The sequence below is a fragment of the Sinobaca sp. H24 genome, assembly GCF_023845525.1.
Genome location: NZ_JALBWT010000001.1, coordinates 428,436 through 444,345 on the forward strand (window position 1 = coordinate 428,436; position 15,910 = coordinate 444,345).

Genomic DNA, 15,910 nt, shown 5'->3' on the forward strand with positions numbered 1-15,910 from the left:
TCAATTTTTTTTGATGTATACTAAGCATAAAAGAAAAACGACATATAAGCAAGTACTCTATCGTTTTTCTACTTTAAAAACTCCAGGGCAAGATAAAAGGCAACGATACCCTCTGTCGTCCTCGGATCAATACCTGTACATTCTTTAATCTGTTTTAAGCGGTAATGCAGCGTATTAATATGAATATGCATGATTCCAGCCGTCTCTTTTACAGATTGGTTGCAGTGCAGGTACATTTCAAGCGTCTGCACCAATTCTCTTTTCTGCTGAAGCGGCTCGATCACCCGGGTGAGAAACGTACTTTTGGCTTCACCGGACACATCGCTCAGCACCAGCTCAATCGAAAGCTCTTCGTAAAAAATTAAACGTTTATCCTGCGTCGCTGCCTGCAGTGCTTTTTTCGCGTTTTTGTAGGCTTCTTCCATTACAATATTATCCTGGCTGGAACCTATTCCAATCCGGACCATTCCATCGTAATGCTTTTCCATCTCTTTCCGGCAGGATTCCAGTTTATTCGAAAGGTCCTTCTGCTGTCGGAGACCGCTTACTTCAATCATCAGTAAGAACAAATCCTCCCCCCACCTCACAAAGAAATTCTGCTTTCGCGGGAAACAGGAATGAAACGCGGACCTCGTATAGCGTTCAGCCTGTGCGGGCTGGCTTTTTGGGCTTTTGGCTTCTACAAGACAGCATAAGTACGGACGGTCCAACGGTATTCCCAGTCTCATTCCTTGATTCATCAGCTCTTGATCAACGTTCTCCGAACGAATCCACTCGTTGAAGAATACTTCGATACTTCGATCCTGCCATTTTTGCTCTTCCAGCAGAAAGGCTTCATGTATCATCAGCTCGGTTAAGCGCCTTGTCAGCTCAGCGAACGCTTCTACTTTTTCCGGAGCCCCTGTGATACCTATAATCCCAACAACACTGCCATGATTGATCAAAGGCATTGTAATACCCTGTTTCACTCCCTTTAATGTCCCCAGGTTGGAGTCATCAATATACAGCTTCTGCTTTGTCCGCAGCACAAGCTGGGCACCCTCATGGAGAGTACCCTTTCGGCTTGGATCCGTAGAAGCAATAATTGTGCTTGTATCATCAATAAAAATAACATCTTCTTTGATAACCCGCTTTACTTCTTCTACAATATTTTCTGCCAGTGCTGTGTTCACGTTCACATTAGCCACCTCGTCTTATTTCCCCTTATACAGAAGACGTTTCTTTTTCTTCATATTCGACTGCTTCTAAAAGCAGATCTGCCAGATGAACAGCTCTGACCTGACCCGTGAGCCCTTCTCTTTCTATTCCCAGTTTCATCTGAAGGAGGCAGCCCGGGTTCGTTGTGACGATTGTCGCCGCCGCAGTTGCTTTCGCATTGATCATTTTTGAATCAAGTATCTTCATCGACATCTCTGATTCAACAATATTATAAATACCGGCTGAACCGCAGCAGCGCCCGGCGTCTTTCATTTCTTTATACTCTGTTCCCTGAATGCTTTGAAGCAGCTGTCTCGGCTCTGTTGTCGTATGCATAACATTTTTAAGATGGCATGAATCCTGGTACGTAATTACCTGCTCCGGCAGTCGGTAGCCCTGCCCTGGAAAATCAAGTTCCATCAGCACGGTCGACATATCTTTCAGCTTGCCGGCAAATGCTTCTGCTCTTTCTGCCCACTCTGGTTCTTCTTTTAATAGATGACCGTAGTCAATAAGAAAGGCCCCACAGCCGCCGGCATTCGTCACAATATAATCCACATTTAATTCTTCAAATGCTTCTATATTACGTTTCGCCATTGCCTTTGCTTTTTCCTTCTCGCCGCTGTGGCCGTGAAGGGCTCCGCAGCAAGCCTGGCTTTCCGGGATCACAATATCGCATCCTGCTTTCTGCAGAAGCATCGCTGTTGCGTCATTTGTGCTCATAAACATCGTATCCATTAAACAGCCGGAAAAAAATGCCACGCGCTTCCGTGGATTTTCCATATGATAATGCATTGGGCGGTTCTTCATATCCCGCATTTTCGGCACCTGCGGAAGTACCTTTTCCATCGTACCCATTGGTTCGGGAAGCCTATTCAGCAGCTTTGTTTTACGAACGATTTTCTGCAGGCCGGTGCGCTGATATAAGCCTAGAAACCCGACCGCCATTCTCATGCGGTTCTGGTGGGGAAACAGTTCATAGAATACGCCGCGGCGAATTACTTTCTCCGGAAGGCTGTGCGTTTTATTTTGGTTCACTACATCACGTACTTCTTCGAGCAGATGACCGTATTTGACCCCGGAAGGACAGACCGGTTCACAGGCACGGCATCCGAGACATTGATTTAAAGACTCCTCTACTTTTTCATCCGGCTCTATTATCCCGTCTGCGACCCCTTTCATAAGCGCAATCCGACCTCTCGGAGACTGGGATTCCTGAAATCCGGATTCCTCATACGTTGGACAGGACGGCAGACAGAAACCGCACCGCATACAGTTCAGCATTTCATCCTGATCCATCCGCTTTTGCCAGTCGATAATCATTTCCTGCTTTTTGGATTCTGTACTCATGAGGTCACCTCCTTCGGCTTTACTTCTCCGAATATCTTTTTAGGATTCATAATATTTTTAGGATCCAGGCCTGTTTTGATAGCCTGCATAGCGGCAATCCCTTCCTGGCCGAGTTTTAAATGAAGATATGGCGCTTTCATTTCGCCTACCCCATGCTCGCCGGTAATTGTGCCTCCCATATCAATAGACGTTTGGAAAATATCAGCGAATGCTTTTTCTACACGTTCCATCTCTTCTTTATCACGTGCATCCGTCAAACAGGTAGGATGCAGGTTGCCGTCGCCTGCGTGTCCAAATGTACAGATCGTTACCTGGTGCTTTTCCGCAATATCGTTGATCGCTTTCACCATCGGAGCCACCATCGAACGGGGAACGGTCGCATCTTCCAGAATCGTAGTCGGTCGCAGGCGTGCCAGGGCAGCAAGCGCTGATCTTCTTGCTGTACGAAGACCCTCTGCTTCTTCTTCCGTCGCCGCTGCCTGAACCGATACGGCTTTATTTTCTTTGCAGACTGCCGTAATTTTTTCTATATCAGAGGCTACGACTGCCGCCGGTCCATCCTGTTCAATTAATAAAATTGCGCTCGCTTCTGTTGGCAGCCCGACGTGCGCAAAATCTTCCACGACACGGATCGTTCCTTGATCGAGAAACTCCAGCGTTGCCGGGATAATTTTATTGGAAATAATAGCTGATACCGAATCAGCTGCGGCTTGAATATCGTCGTACACGGCAAGCACCGTCTGCTTTGTTTCCGGGATTGGAATCAGTTTTAAAATCACTTCCGTTACTATTCCAAGCGTTCCTTCGGCTCCTACAAACAGACTCTTTAAATCATATCCCGCTACATCTTTTGTCAGCTTCCCGCCAAGGTGGATAATATCTCCGTTAGCTACGACCACAGTCATACCGAGAACATAGTCTTTTGTGACCCCATACTTCAGGCCGCGCAGTCCTCCCGAATTTTCGCTTACATTCCCGCCGATGGTGGAAATCTTCATAGAGCTTGGATCCGGCGGATAAAAAAGCCCTTTTGCCTCAACGGCATGAATCATATCAAGCGTAATCACTCCGGGCTCCACGGTAACCGTTAAATTATCTTCATCGATTTCTTTAATCTGGTTTAGATGTTTGAAAAGAAGGACAATGCCCCCGGAAGTCGGACATGTGCCGGCTGAAAGATTGGTGCCGGAACCTCTTGGAACGATAGGAATTTCCTGTTCACTGCAGATTTTTACAACTGCCGCTATTTCTTCGGTGCTTCTAGGCGCAATAACTCCATCCGGCATCGACTGAAATTCCGGGGTGCCATCATAAGAATAGGTCAGCATTTCCGAAGGCGAATCAAAAAAATTATCTTCCCCTACAATTTCCATAAATCGTTTTTTTATATTCTCATTCACCATCGCTGTTTCACCCTTTCACCGCTCGTTTCCTTTATCCTAATACGATCAGCCTCTAATAGATATAGATGAACATACAAAATTAAAGCGTTTACATATATAATGTTATATTAACATACAATAAAAACCTTTCCCTATAGGAAAGGTTATCTTTTTGGACCTGTCGTATGACGAATAATTAACTGCGGCTGTAAGGTCAGCGCCATTTCCTGAATAGGCTCTTGATCTTTTTCCATCATATAAATAAGATGCTCTATTGCGTGAAGACCCATCGGTTTCTTTGAATCATGTGTAATGGTCGTCATTTGAATCCCTGCATGCGCCGTAATATCAATATTATCCATGCCGCAGATGCTGAAGTTATCGGGAATCGTATACCCCATTTTCATTAAGTAGTTCTGGCAGAAAAGCGCCATCGAATCTGTAGCTGCAAAAATAGCTGTTGGTTTATTATCTAAAAGCAGAAGGCTGTCGACCGCCTCCATCACCGAGGCTTCTGTGGTCTCGGTTTCTTTGATCCATTCCGGGTCTACAGGATGATTGACAGCTTTCATGGCTTTTTTATACCCTTCCAGACGTCCTTGAAAAGTCGAAGCGAACGTTTGGCCTCCAATCCAGGCTATCCTCGTATGACCGAGCTTCAGCAAATGATTTGCCGCCAGTGCACCCGCCTTTTCGTTATCTATTTCTACAAAGCTGCCTCCTGCCTCATGACGTCTGTTAAACATCACAAACGGAACGCCTGACGCCTCCAATTCTTTATATATCGGATCTTTAAAAAAGATGGAAGATAAAATAATCCCGTCTACCTGCTGTTTTAACACCTCTTCATACACGGAGACATTGTCCCCCTGGTCTTCAAAATATACTAACGTATGATATCCCTGCTGCTTGGCATATTCAACGATCGCCATCGTTGTATCGACAAAAAAAGGATTATGTAAGTGTCCCGTAATGAGAGCGATCGATTTAGTTTTCTGCTGTTTTAAGCTGCGTGCAATTAAATTAGGACGGTAATTTAATGTTTTCATTGCTTTTTGTACATTTGCCACTGTATCTGCATTTACTTTTGACGGATCGTTAAGCACGCGCGATACCGTGGACTGGGAAACACCGGCTGTTTTTGCTACATCTTTGGAAGAAGCCATTTTTACATACCCCGCTCATTTTAATTAATACGTATTCATAAATATAATAAAATTTATGCCTGCGTTTGTCAATTGAAATCCGCTCTGCATAAACCAACTAAATAATTTTATTTCTTTTAAAAAGCTTAAATACCAGGTTTTCAAAAAATTTTTGAATATACCATTTTTCTTTTTATAAAAACACTATTTACATAGAAGCGTTTACATTCTATAATGACTACGTATTCACAATAAACGTAAAGGGCGGATGTAAAATGGCAGTTTATATAAAAGAAGGTCAGTCGGATCAACAGAAGCAGGAAGCCAGCACAAAAGTGGAGCAGGCGGTAAACGGCATTATTAAAGACGTAGAGGATCGAGGGGACGCTGCCGTTAGAGAGCTTTCCGAAAAATTTGATAAATGGAGTCCGGAGAGCTTTCTTCTATCATCGGAAGACATACAAACCATTATTGGGAGACTCCCGGAGCAGGTGATTGAAGACATACAGTTCGCTCAGGATCAGATTAAAAATTTTGCAGAGCATCAGCGGGGCTCCATTCAGGACATTGAGGTGGAAACGAGACCCGGCGTGTTTCTCGGACATAAAAATATTCCTGTAAACAGCGTAGGCTGTTACATTCCCGGCGGACGCTACCCTATGGTCGCATCCTCCCATATGAGCATCCTTACTGCCAAAGTGGCGGGAGTAAAACGTGTGATTGCCTGCACGCCCCCAAGCAATGGCGAAGTACCAGCAGCAACTATTGCCGCAATGCACATGGCAGGAGCAGATGAAATCTATCTTCTTGGTGGCGTCCAGGCTATGACGGCAATGGCAATCGGCACAGAAAGTATTGAACCGGTCGATATGATTGTCGGACCCGGAAACGCGTTTGTCGCCGAAGCAAAACGACAGCTGTTCGGTAAGGTCGGTATTGATTTACTTGCTGGTCCCACAGAAACACTCGTTATTGCTGATCATACCGCTGATGCAGAAATTGTTGCTACCGATATACTCGGACAGGCCGAACACGGACCGACTTCACCGGGAGCGGTTATTACCACCTCCCGCTCTCTAGCTGAATCACTGGAAGAGGAAATCGCCAGACAGCTGCAGACGCTTTCCACTGCCGACATAGCGGAAGTTGCATGGAGAGACCACGGTTCTATCCTTTTAGTAGATACGCTGGAGGAAGCTGTAGTGGAGGCAGATAAGCTGGCATATGAACATGTCGAAGTGCTTACCGAAGATCCCGATTATTTCCTTCAGAACCTCACCAATTACGGCGGTCTGTTTCTTGGTCAGGAAACAAACGTTGCCTACGGAGATAAAGTAATCGGCACCAATCATACCCTTCCTACAAAACAGGCAGCAAAATACACCGGCGGCCTCTGGGTCGGTAAATTTCTTAAAAACTGCACGTATCAGCGTGTTACGGAAGAAGCAAGTGTGGAAATCGGAAAATACGCGGAGAGGCTTTGTGAGCTGGAAGGTTTTATGGGCCATAAAGAGCAGGCTTCGCTTAGAGTAAGACGCTACGAAAAGAAGTAACTGCAGAAAAGAGCCGCTGTCGGCTCTTTTCCTTCTTTTACTATGAAAGCGGATACGATAAAGGAGAGTTTATATGCTCAGTATGATTGGTTTACTCGGAGGACTGGCTATTCTTATTACCCTGACAATGCGGGGAATGAACTTATTAATAGCTGCTCCATTGAGTGCTTTATTTCTTGCAGTATTAAGCGGGCTTCCTATCTTCCCACAGCTTGCTGGTGAAGGTGAAGCTAACTATGTAGGCGATTATATGGATGGGTTTTCAGGCTTTGTCGCCTCATGGTTCTTAATGTTTCTTCTTGGTTCTATTTTTGGAAAAGTGATGGAGGACAGCCGTTCTGCTGACAGTGTATCTAAATGGGTTGTTGACCGTTTAGGAGTTAAGTATGCAGTTATGGCAGTTGTTGGCGCCTGTGCTATTTTAACTTACGGCGGCGTAAGCTTATTTATTGTCGGCTTTTCTGTATTTCCTTTAGCTCTCAGTTTATTTAAACAGGCCGATCTTCCCCGGCGGTTTATACCAGCTGCATTGGCTTTTGGGTCCGTCACTTTTACGATGACGTCAGCCGGTTCTCCGGAAATCCAGAATTGGATTCCTATTCCCCACCTCGGCACCAGCGCTTATGCCGGTTGGGAAGTTAGTCTTATCGTTGCTTTATTTATGATGGTCACAGGATATATTTGGCTGAAGTGGATGATTAACCGTGCAGTCAAAAATGGGGAAAAATTTGATGAAAGGGAAGGAGATCCAGTAGAAGTAGAAAGAGAGCTTCCTAACCCTCTTCTCTCTGCCATTCCACTGCTTGTCGTGCTTATTATTGCGTTCATTTTCCATGATACTCTGGAACAGTCAGCTCTTATTATTGCCCTGTCCAGCGGGGTTTTTACAGCCTGGATTTTAAACAGACGCTATTTGGAAAACGTATGGACTTCTGCTTCCAACGGAACATTTGGAGCGTTGATTGCAATAGCAAACACTTCAGCAGTAGTTGGATTTGGAACCGTTGCTCAGGCGACCCAAGCTTTTGAAACATCTGTCAGCGTTATGACAGATATACCAGGATATCCGTTAGTAGGAGCGGCTATTGCTGTTCTTTCCATTGTAGGCCTAACCGGTTCAGCATCAGGTGGCCAGGAAATAGCGCTTCCTATTATTGGTCCCGAGTTCTTGGAGCAAGGGGTTAATGCTGAAGCACTGCATCGTATAGTAGCTCTTTCCTCCGGAGCTTTAGATTCTCTTCCACATGGCGGGTACACTGTAACGACTATCCGTGTGATCTGCGGAGAAACGCATAAAACAGCATATCCAGCTGTAGGAGCAGTTACCGTTATTGTGCCGCTTTTGGGAGTTGTACTTTCCATAATCTTATTTTCCATGGGAATTGGTATTTAATATTGTAAGCGATCTATAAACACTTCGCTATTAATAATAAACAAACAGGGGCATCGATGCCCCTGTTTGTTTTTATTCTATCAGGCCCGCCGCTGCATCAATACACCTTTTCCATTTTTCCATACCGTCAACCCAAGCGACAGCAGCGGCGAAAAAGACGGCCTGGTCCTTTCACCGCTTCCGAGGCGGTGCAGCTGCTGTGCGTACCAGGTCAGCTCCAGAATACCTTTGGAATCGATAAAAGCGATTCCTGTCTTAATCGGTTTAATGGAAAAATCCGAGGCTCTGCCCAGAAGCAGCTGATTGGCATAGTCCGGATACACCGCAAGCGGACGGGCGATACCGATAAAATCGGTCGCCTGCTTCTGGAGGGCTTCATTCATTCCATGCAGGGTCCGGAACCCTCCCGTCACAATAAGCGGCACATTGCTTTTTTGCTTCAGCGCTTCGGCATATTCAAGAAAATAGGCTTCCCGTTCTGCCGTTGAGGCTCTCACCCCTTTTCCTGTCATTTCCGGCCGCTCGTATGTCCCTCCCGAAATTTCAATCAAATCTACGCCCAGCCGGTCCAATTCGCCAATCACATAGCGCGATTCATCTTCTGAAAATCCGGCTTTCATAAAGTCGGCGCTGTTAATCTTTACGCCGATCGGAAAATCTGGTCCTGTCTTTTCACGAGCAGCCGTATATATCTCTCGGAGAAAGCGGAAACGGTTTTCTATCGGCCCTCCCCACTGATCCGTGCGTTCGTTGTGGCGCGGCGAAAGGAACTGACTGATTAAATACCCGTGCGCCGCGTGAATCTGAACGCCTGTAAAGCCGGCCTGTTTTGCCAGCTCTGCCGTGCGGGCAAACTTACGGATAATTTCCAGAATTTCCTTCTCCTCCAATGCCCGGCACATGGGAAAGAATCGCTGCAGAGAGGGTTCGAAAGGAACAGCAGAAGGCGCTACCGCTTCTTCTGCTACTCCTTTAATGACCTGTTTGCCGGGATGATTGATCTGCATCCACAGCTGCGTGCTATGTTTGGTTCCGGCTTCCGCCCATTTTCGAAAAACAGAAAGATTGTCTGCATTTTCCAGCACGACATTCCCTGGTTCTCCCAACGCACGACGGTCTACCATAACGTTACCTGTTATGACAAGACCGCTTCCTCCTTTTGCCCACGTTTCATATAAGGTAAAAAGTTTTTCTGTTGGCAGATGATCCCTGCCAGCCATTGCTTCACTCATGGCTGATTTCACGAGCCTGTTTTTGAAAACAGTCTGTTTGATCGAAAAGGTGTCGTTTATCGTTACTTCGTTCATTTTATTTGCTCCCTGCCGGCTTGTCTTCACATTTTATTATACGCGATCGTGGATCCAATCGATAACTTCATTATAGATAGCGTACTTTACAGGCTCATTGAATATTTCATGCATCAAAAAAGCATAAATTTTCAACGTTTTATCCCTTGAGGAGATATCCGAGTAAAAGTCCCTGGAGTCTTTTTCTGCAATCAATCCGTCTTCATTTCCATGAAGTACAAAAACGGGGTCCGTGAAGTCGGAAGCCTGGCGTGTCAGCCATTCAATACCAGGAGGAAAGGCATTCAGCAGCCCGGCGGAAATTTTCTTTTCCACCAGAGGGTCATTTTCATAGGCCTTTACGACTTCCGGATCGCTGCAAACCCCATCTCCAAGCTCATTATCGAAATAAAAATCATCCGGCTTGTCGATAGGAAGCGGACCAAAAATTTCTTTATTGTATCTTGTTAACGCCCCTGATAAAACAATTCCTTTCACGCTTCCCGGATATTTTGTTCCAAAAGCTGCTGCTGTAAAGCCCCCCATACTATGGCCGATTAAAAACACCGGCAGCTCCGGATGCTCCGCCTTCGCGGTATCCACCATCGTTTTTGCATCATCCGGCATTTCATTGAAATCACTGAAATAGACGCGTCTGCCTCCCGAACGGGCATGCCCTCTCTGATCATAGCGGTACACCGTTATCCCATGCTCTACCAGCTTTTCTGTCAGTGCCTCATAGCGATCCATATGCTCTGCCAGCCCATGGACAATCACTGCAGCCGCTTTTGGCTGCTCGGCCGTATTCTTTTTGCTGAATAGTTCTGTTCCATCAAATGTGATAAGCGTGCGTTTCTCTGCCATCTTCATTCCTCCGTTTATTTTTCAGGGTAATCAATCCACTTACTCTTCAATTATTCTCTATATTCTGGAAAGCAGGCTGTTATCCCTTTTTTCCTGTTTGATATAATACATGTATCATTTTTATTCCTAATAAGGAGGGCTCGATATGCATACATGGAAAATGCATTTATATACTGCTTTGCTTCGCGGGCTCCAAAAACCGCTCAGCCGGTTTTCTCCTTTTCATATTGAACCGCCTTCAGCCGACACCGCAGATATCTCTTATCTGCTGGAAACAACCGCGGGGTTTACCCTTGTTTATATCTACTATCCGCAAAAAGACCTGCATACTTCACTTCCCGTTTTTGTAAATCTTCACGGCGGCGGATTTTTTATGGGGCAGGCTGAGGATGATGAAAAATGGGGAAAATATATTGCTGCAGAGACCCCATGCGTCGTTGTAAACGTAGATTACCACCTGGCTCCAAAAACACAATTCCCTGACTCTCTTTTCGAAATCCGTGATGTTCTATTATGGCTGCATGAGCACAATTCTACACTCGGACTTGATATGGGAAGTTACTCGCTTGGCGGCCACAGTGCGGGCGGCAACCTGGCGGCAGCTACTGTATTATTACTAAGAGACACAGGTCTGCCTTTACCCCGTGTTCAGATTTTGGATTCTCCCATTCTTGATTTACATACGAACCCCCGCTGCAAGCCGGCCGTTTCCGGTGCAATTCCTGCAGCGGTGGCAGACTTGTTTGCTGCAAGCTACCTAAAAGACTCTCAGGACCGCCGTCACCCTTACATCTCGCCTCTTTACGCAAAGTCATTGGAAGAGCTTCCTCCTGCACTTTTATTCACGCCGGAATTTGATTCGCTCGCCCTCGAAGCGAATGACTATGCTGCCCGTTTAAGAAAAGCCGGTACCCCTGCATCTTTCCATACGTTTCCCGGCACCTTTCACGCTTTTACCCATAATGGCAAAAAAGAATCCGCGTATGAGGCATGGAATCTTATTATTAAGACACTTCGGCTTCATTTATTATCTTCTATCAGCGAAAACAAGTGATAATCCAGCTTAGACATTCTCATTTGATTCTTCCTGTTATAATGCTCCGGACGCTCTTTTCCAGGCTGGTTTATAGGAAGCAGGACGCTGTCGGTCAAATCTTTTATGACAACTGGTTTAAATAATCCATCTCCAGGGCATTCAAATAATAAACCGTGCTTTTTTTCGGGCTTTTGAAGTAATTTTTTGAAAATCCTTCTTTTTACTTTTTATTTACGCTATAATTTATTATAATTACAATGTAAGAATTACTATAGCCTCTTCTTATTTTCAGCAGGTATCATTAGAGGCTGAACATTTTCGCTGTTTTACTTTTTAAAATAGAAAGGGGAATGTAATAATATGTCAGATAACGGCAGCGGCGGCCAGTGTCCATTTATGGGCGAGGGCGCTCCAAGCAAACCAGTAAGCGGAACAAAAGGAACAACAAATAAAGATTGGTGGCCGGGTCTTCTCGACCTGAATGTACTTCACCAGCACGACGCGAAAACCAATCCACTTGGAGAAGATTTCGATTACACTGAAGAATTCAAAAAGCTGGACTATGACGCGATGAAGAAGGATCTTCTTGATCTCATGACAGACAGCCAGGACTGGTGGCCTGCAGACTACGGACATTACGGTCCATTTTTCATTCGTATGTCATGGCACTCAGCCGGAACATACCGTACAGCCGACGGACGCGGCGGCGGCGGAAGCGGTTCTCAGCGTTTTGCACCTTTAAACAGCTGGCCGGATAACGGTAACCTTGATAAAGCACGCCGCCTCTTATGGCCAATCAAGCAGAAATACGGAAACAAAATTTCCTGGGCTGATCTTCTAGTGCTCGCAGGAAACGTAGCCATTGAATCTATGGGAGGAAAAACCATTGGATTTGGTGCCGGACGTCCTGATATCTGGAGCCCGGAAGAAGATGTAAACTGGGGACCGGAGAAAGACTGGCTCGGCGATGAGCGGTATTCCGGCGAGCGCGAGCTTGAGAATCCTTTAGCTGCTGTGCAGATGGGCTTAGTTTATGTAAACCCTGAAGGTCCAAACGGCAAGCCGGATCCTGCAGGAAGCGCACGTGATATCCGTGAAACGTTTAAAAGAATGGGAATGAACGATGAAGAAACAGCAGCCCTTACTGCCGGCGGCCACACGTTTGGTAAAGCCCACGGCGCAGGTGACCCATCTCACGTAAGTGCTGATCCAGAAGGATCTCAGCTAGAGAACCAGGGCCTTGGCTGGAAGAGCACGTATGAAAGCGGAAACGGTCCTTACACGATCACAAGCGGTATTGAAGGTGCCTGGACGCCTACTCCCGACATGGGACCTCAGCTATTTTGATATGCTGTTCGGCTATGAGTGGGAATTAACAAAGAGTCCGGCCGGTGCTTATCAGTGGGAGCCTGTTTCTCCTGATGAAGACCACCTTGCGCCAGACGCTGGTGATTCTGATAAGAAAGTAAAAACAATGATGACAACAGCTGATATGGCTATGCGTGTAGATCCGGAATATGAAAAGATCTGCCGCCGCTTCTATGCAAACCCGGACGAGTTTGCTGATGCATTCGCACGCGCCTGGTTCAAACTTCTTCACCGTGATATGGGACCACGCGACAGATACCTTGGACCGGAAGTACCGGAAGAAGTATTTATTGGCAGGATCCTGTACCAGAAGTAGATTACGAACTCAACGAAACAGAAATTGAAGAGCTTAAAGGAAAGCTTCTTGACTCCGGCCTTTCTGTAAGCCAGCTTGTTAAAACGGCATGGGCTTCTGCGAGCACATTCCGCCAGTCCGATAAGCGCGGTGGTGCAAATGGTGCACGTATCCGTCTTTCTCCACAAAAAGACTGGGAAGTAAATGAGCCGGAAGAACTTTCCAAAGTGCTCAGCAAATTGGAAGAAGTTCAAAAAGGCCTCGACAAGAACGTCAGCATCGCTGATCTGATTGTCCTTGGCGGAAGCGCGGCTATTGAAAAGTCTGCGAAAGAAGCAGGCTTTGACGTGAAAGTACCATTTACTCCGGCCGCGGCGACGCGACGCAGGAGCAGACAGATGTAGAAAACTTTGAAGCGCTTGAGCCGGAAACAGATGGCTTCCGCAACTATCAAAAGAAAGAGTATACTGTTTCTTTTGAAGAGCTTCTTGTCGATAAAGCACAGCTTCTTGGGCTTTCCGCTCATGAAATGACTGTATTAGTCGGCGGTATGCGCGCTCTTGACGCAAACTACAAAGGTACGAAGCACGGCGTCTATACAGACCGTCCCGGCGTTCTAAGCAACGATTCTTCGTGAACCTTATGGATATGAGTGTAGACTGGAAGCCGTCAGAAACCGACAACGGCATCTATGAAGCATATGACCGCAAAACAGGTGAACTTGTCCGCACAGGATCAAGAGTAGACCTTGTCTTCGGTTCTCATTCCGTTCTCCGCGCTCACTCTGAAGTGTATGCGCAGGACGACAACGAAGAGAAATTTGTTAAAGACTTTATTAAGGCCTGGGTTAAGATCATGGACGCAGACCGTTCGATGTTAAAAAATAAATAAAAATAGAACCGGGCTTCCTGTTATTGCAGGAGAGCCTGTTTTTTTGTACAAAGCATTAGGATTGTGTTATTACTCTACTAATGTTTCTGTTACGTAATCAATGGCCATTGTTCTGGCATATGTGACCAACCTGAATAAACCAATCAGGACAGTATGGACATTATCCTGTTTCACTGCTTTCATCTGCTGCCAGACACCACTTTCCATTAACGCATGATACCTCTCTTCTGCCTGGTTATCCTGCTGGGACGCTGTATTGTATTCAAGGAGAAAATGATCAGCGTTAACTGTGGCTATTCCTTCAAGCGAGATCGCTTTTCTTTCCTCCGGCACTCCTTCAGATGGATTCAGTCCTAAATCCTGATAAAGCGTACCGTCAATGAACCGCTGATCTGTTGTACCATGAATGCGGAATTCTTTTGGAAGTACCCTCATGAAAGCAACTGTCTCCCTCCAAGAGATGCAGTAATCTTTGTTTGGCTTCTGTCGCTTTATCTTCATATTGATCGAGCCAAACTTAGATTCTTCTTCCATACCTAAAATTTCTCCAAATGCAGCGTGTGTTTCACGCCATTCATCATTTCCCAATAACTGTAGGAGCAATACTGGAAAGTCGTCGTAAGTTCCCGGCTTTATCCTGGCCAATAATCAAATCCGGCTCAGCTTCCAGGATTGCTTCTAAGTTAAAATCATCTCCTCCAATAAACTGAACATCTTCATATAATTCCTGAGGCAGATGTGACGATACCTTTTCATTCGTGAGCGAGGATTCAGCTGCCAGCACAGGAATTACATCATATACATACAAATTATCAACATAGTTAGGACTAAGCACCGCTATTCTTTTGGGCTCATCCGGTACTTCTGTTACGCCCATTTCATGGGTGATTTCATGATAGTTCTCCTCTGCACCTTCAGCAGATTCAGATTCAGCGTTTGTTTCCTCAGCTGTATTTGTACTGCATCCAGCTATGAATAGTACTAAAATAAGTGCACTTATTATGAGCGAATATGGAAAAAAACGAATGGGATCTTAACGTTTGCATGACTGTCCTCCAGTTTTCAATAAACAAAATTAATAAGGGGTTGTTTCTATCGCTTTATAGATCGCTTTTGCTGATTACCTCCTTTTTACGTTTTATTAGAGACCTTTCCATTTCCAAAGCATCATATGTATAATAAAAACATACAATCAAATGATATTGATAATCATTATCATTTTATCTCTATATCTTTCTTTTAGTCAATGATTCTTTTAAGATGAACGCTTCCTTCGTGAAATAGAACATTAGTATCATACGTAAAAGCTCTGAACCGGACACACCCAGTGCAGAGCTTTTTATACGTTTTCTATATAACACATGGTCTCGAAAAAGCGAACCGTTTATTTTCCTTGAGCAGCGTTTTGTTTTTTATTAAAAATCCGCTGTGCCAGGAAAGCAGATAGAGCAGCGACAGTAACAATTATAATGGTACGAATACCCCCGCCTATGCCAGGAGCCGCGTAGCTCATAATTAATGAAGCAGCAGCTACTGAAATAAACACTACTAACGGAACAATCCATATATCTTTCATAAGTCAGACCCCTTTGCTGCTTTGGTATTTGCATTTAACCGCTCCACATCAGCCGCGTAATCGAACCTGGCGTATCCAATTTCAGAAGCATTTTTCATCAGTTCCAGGTTCAACCATGAGGCTAATTTATGAAATTCCACTTCTTTATTAAAAGGGAATGCACTCAGCTGGCTGCTGGTCCACTCCTCCTCCGTTAGCTGCGACAGCTTTTCCTCCCATCTATCGGCCAGGTTGTGCAGATGCTTTTTTATTTTTGCAGCATCAGCCGTGACCTCTATATCCTCTTTTGTTAAATTTCCACTTCCAAAAGAATGATCAAAAACCATTTCCCACCAAAAAGTAATGTGCCATAAAGTCCAAGCAATACTTGGCGGACCAATATCGTAAGACTCTGTTTCAGGCAGTTCTGCATACCATATTCCATCTGTTCTTTAATATACAAACTGCTTTTCGACGGCTGCCACATATATTCTTCCTGTTCCAGCGAAGAAAGGTGGTATTCCAGAAGCTTCTGGAAATACTAATTGAAATTGAATATTGTCTTTTAATGCATCATTATTATTCATATACAAAT

General features: G+C 45.2%; 14 protein-coding genes and 1 pseudogene. 4 read left to right on the forward strand and 11 right to left on the reverse strand.

Annotated features, from left to right (window positions below):
• Positions 1 to 68 precede the first annotated feature (68 nt).
• The 4 genes from MMY81_RS02405 to MMY81_RS02420 form a co-directional block, all read right to left on the reverse strand.
• The gene (locus MMY81_RS02405; RefSeq protein ID WP_252311500.1) at positions 69 to 1,178 is read right to left on the reverse strand and encodes a CdaR family transcriptional regulator; all 1,110 of its coding nucleotides are present in this window, start codon (positions 1,176 to 1,178) and stop codon (positions 69 to 71) included.
• Between the two features lie 25 nt (positions 1,179 to 1,203).
• The gene (locus MMY81_RS02410) at positions 1,204 to 2,547 is read right to left on the reverse strand and encodes a (Fe-S)-binding protein (RefSeq protein WP_252311501.1); all 1,344 of its coding nucleotides are present in this window, start codon (positions 2,545 to 2,547) and stop codon (positions 1,204 to 1,206) included.
• Positions 2,544 to 3,950 (reverse strand): glycolate oxidase subunit GlcD, encoded by a 1,407-nt coding sequence (glcD, locus tag MMY81_RS02415; RefSeq protein ID WP_252311502.1) that lies wholly within the window; start codon positions 3,948 to 3,950, stop codon positions 2,544 to 2,546. Before glcD ends, MMY81_RS02410 begins: the two co-directional genes overlap by 4 nt.
• A 143-nt stretch (positions 3,951 to 4,093) precedes the next feature.
• Positions 4,094 to 5,095 (reverse strand): LacI family DNA-binding transcriptional regulator, encoded by a 1,002-nt coding sequence (locus MMY81_RS02420; protein WP_252311503.1) that lies wholly within the window; start codon positions 5,093 to 5,095, stop codon positions 4,094 to 4,096.
• Between the two features lie 254 nt (positions 5,096 to 5,349).
• On the opposite strand from MMY81_RS02420, the gene hisD reads away from it, so the two are divergent.
• Together hisD and MMY81_RS02430 are read left to right on the forward strand one after the other, a co-directional pair.
• Entirely contained in the window at positions 5,350 to 6,627 is a 1,278-nt protein-coding gene (hisD, locus tag MMY81_RS02425; protein ID WP_252311504.1) for a histidinol dehydrogenase, read from the forward strand.
• Positions 6,628 to 6,700: 73 nt separating this feature from the next.
• Positions 6,701 to 8,020: a GntP family permease gene (locus MMY81_RS02430; protein ID WP_252311505.1), complete on the forward strand. Its 1,320-nt coding sequence runs from the start codon at positions 6,701 to 6,703 to the stop codon at positions 8,018 to 8,020.
• 80 nt (positions 8,021 to 8,100) lie between these two features.
• Here MMY81_RS02430 and MMY81_RS02435 read toward each other — a convergent pair whose 3' ends face one another.
• Entirely contained in the window at positions 8,101 to 9,327 is a 1,227-nt protein-coding gene (locus MMY81_RS02435; RefSeq protein ID WP_252311506.1) for an NADH:flavin oxidoreductase/NADH oxidase family protein, read from the reverse strand.
• 36 nt (positions 9,328 to 9,363) lie between these two features.
• A complete protein-coding gene (locus MMY81_RS02440; protein ID WP_252311507.1) occupies positions 9,364 to 10,170 on the reverse strand; it encodes an alpha/beta hydrolase in 807 nt (268 codons plus the stop codon).
• A 145-nt stretch (positions 10,171 to 10,315) separates the two neighbouring features.
• On the opposite strand from MMY81_RS02440, the gene MMY81_RS02445 reads away from it, so the two are divergent.
• Positions 10,316 to 11,224, forward strand: coding sequence for an alpha/beta hydrolase (locus MMY81_RS02445; RefSeq protein WP_252311508.1), 909 nt, complete (start codon positions 10,316 to 10,318; stop codon positions 11,222 to 11,224).
• Between the two features lie 342 nt (positions 11,225 to 11,566).
• Positions 11,567 to 13,760: pseudogene (katG, locus tag MMY81_RS02450) on the forward strand (catalase/peroxidase HPI).
• A 69-nt stretch (positions 13,761 to 13,829) separates the two neighbouring features.
• Here katG and MMY81_RS02455 read toward each other — a convergent pair.
• From MMY81_RS02455 to MMY81_RS33245, 5 genes are all read right to left on the reverse strand, one after another.
• Positions 13,830 to 14,195, reverse strand: a complete 366-nt coding sequence (locus tag MMY81_RS02455; RefSeq protein ID WP_252311509.1) for a TroA family protein — start codon at positions 14,193 to 14,195, stop codon at positions 13,830 to 13,832.
• Positions 14,196 to 14,337: 142 nt separating this feature from the next.
• On the reverse strand, positions 14,338 to 14,637 hold the full coding sequence (locus MMY81_RS02460) for an ABC transporter substrate-binding protein (RefSeq protein WP_252311510.1): 300 nt from the start codon (positions 14,635 to 14,637) through the stop codon (positions 14,338 to 14,340).
• A 507-nt stretch (positions 14,638 to 15,144) separates the two neighbouring features.
• On the reverse strand, positions 15,145 to 15,336 hold the full coding sequence (locus MMY81_RS02465) for a hypothetical protein (protein ID WP_252311511.1): 192 nt from the start codon (positions 15,334 to 15,336) through the stop codon (positions 15,145 to 15,147).
• Positions 15,333 to 15,662 (reverse strand): hypothetical protein, encoded by a 330-nt coding sequence (locus MMY81_RS02470; protein ID WP_252311512.1) that lies wholly within the window; start codon positions 15,660 to 15,662, stop codon positions 15,333 to 15,335. The genes MMY81_RS02465 and MMY81_RS02470 overlap by 4 nt, the downstream gene beginning before the upstream one ends.
• A gap of 105 nt (positions 15,663 to 15,767) precedes the next feature.
• Entirely contained in the window at positions 15,768 to 15,902 is a 135-nt protein-coding gene (locus MMY81_RS33245; RefSeq protein ID WP_256497840.1) for a hypothetical protein, read from the reverse strand.
• Between the last annotated feature and the right edge of the window lie 8 nt (positions 15,903 to 15,910).

Bases quoted from the DNA above. Each gene is read 5' to 3' on its own strand.
- MMY81_RS02430 (WP_252311505.1), top strand. From the start codon at position 6,701: ATGCTCAGTATGATTGGTTTACTCGGAGGACTGGCTATTCTTATTACC.
- MMY81_RS02445 (WP_252311508.1), top strand. From the start codon at position 10,316: ATGCATACATGGAAAATGCATTTATATACTGCTTTGCTTCGCGGGCTC.
- MMY81_RS02410 (WP_252311501.1), bottom strand. From the start codon at position 2,547: ATGAGTACAGAATCCAAAAAGCAGGAAATGATTATCGACTGGCAAAAG.
- MMY81_RS02460 (WP_252311510.1), bottom strand. From the start codon at position 14,637: ATGGGCGTAACAGAAGTACCGGATGAGCCCAAAAGAATAGCGGTGCTT.
- glcD (WP_252311502.1), bottom strand. From the start codon at position 3,950: ATGGTGAATGAGAATATAAAAAAACGATTTATGGAAATTGTAGGGGAA.
- MMY81_RS02465 (WP_252311511.1), bottom strand. From the start codon at position 15,336: ATGAAAGATATATGGATTGTTCCGTTAGTAGTGTTTATTTCAGTAGCT.
- MMY81_RS02455 (WP_252311509.1), bottom strand. From the start codon at position 14,195: ATGAGGGTACTTCCAAAAGAATTCCGCATTCATGGTACAACAGATCAG.
- MMY81_RS02440 (WP_252311507.1), bottom strand. From the start codon at position 10,170: ATGGCAGAGAAACGCACGCTTATCACATTTGATGGAACAGAACTATTC.
- MMY81_RS02420 (WP_252311503.1), bottom strand. From the start codon at position 5,095: ATGGCTTCTTCCAAAGATGTAGCAAAAACAGCCGGTGTTTCCCAGTCC.
- MMY81_RS33245 (WP_256497840.1), bottom strand. From the start codon at position 15,902: ATGAATAATAATGATGCATTAAAAGACAATATTCAATTTCAATTAGTA.
- hisD (WP_252311504.1), top strand. From the start codon at position 5,350: ATGGCAGTTTATATAAAAGAAGGTCAGTCGGATCAACAGAAGCAGGAA.
- MMY81_RS02435 (WP_252311506.1), bottom strand. From the start codon at position 9,327: ATGAACGAAGTAACGATAAACGACACCTTTTCGATCAAACAGACTGTT.
- MMY81_RS02470 (WP_252311512.1), bottom strand. From the start codon at position 15,662: ATGGTTTTTGATCATTCTTTTGGAAGTGGAAATTTAACAAAAGAGGAT.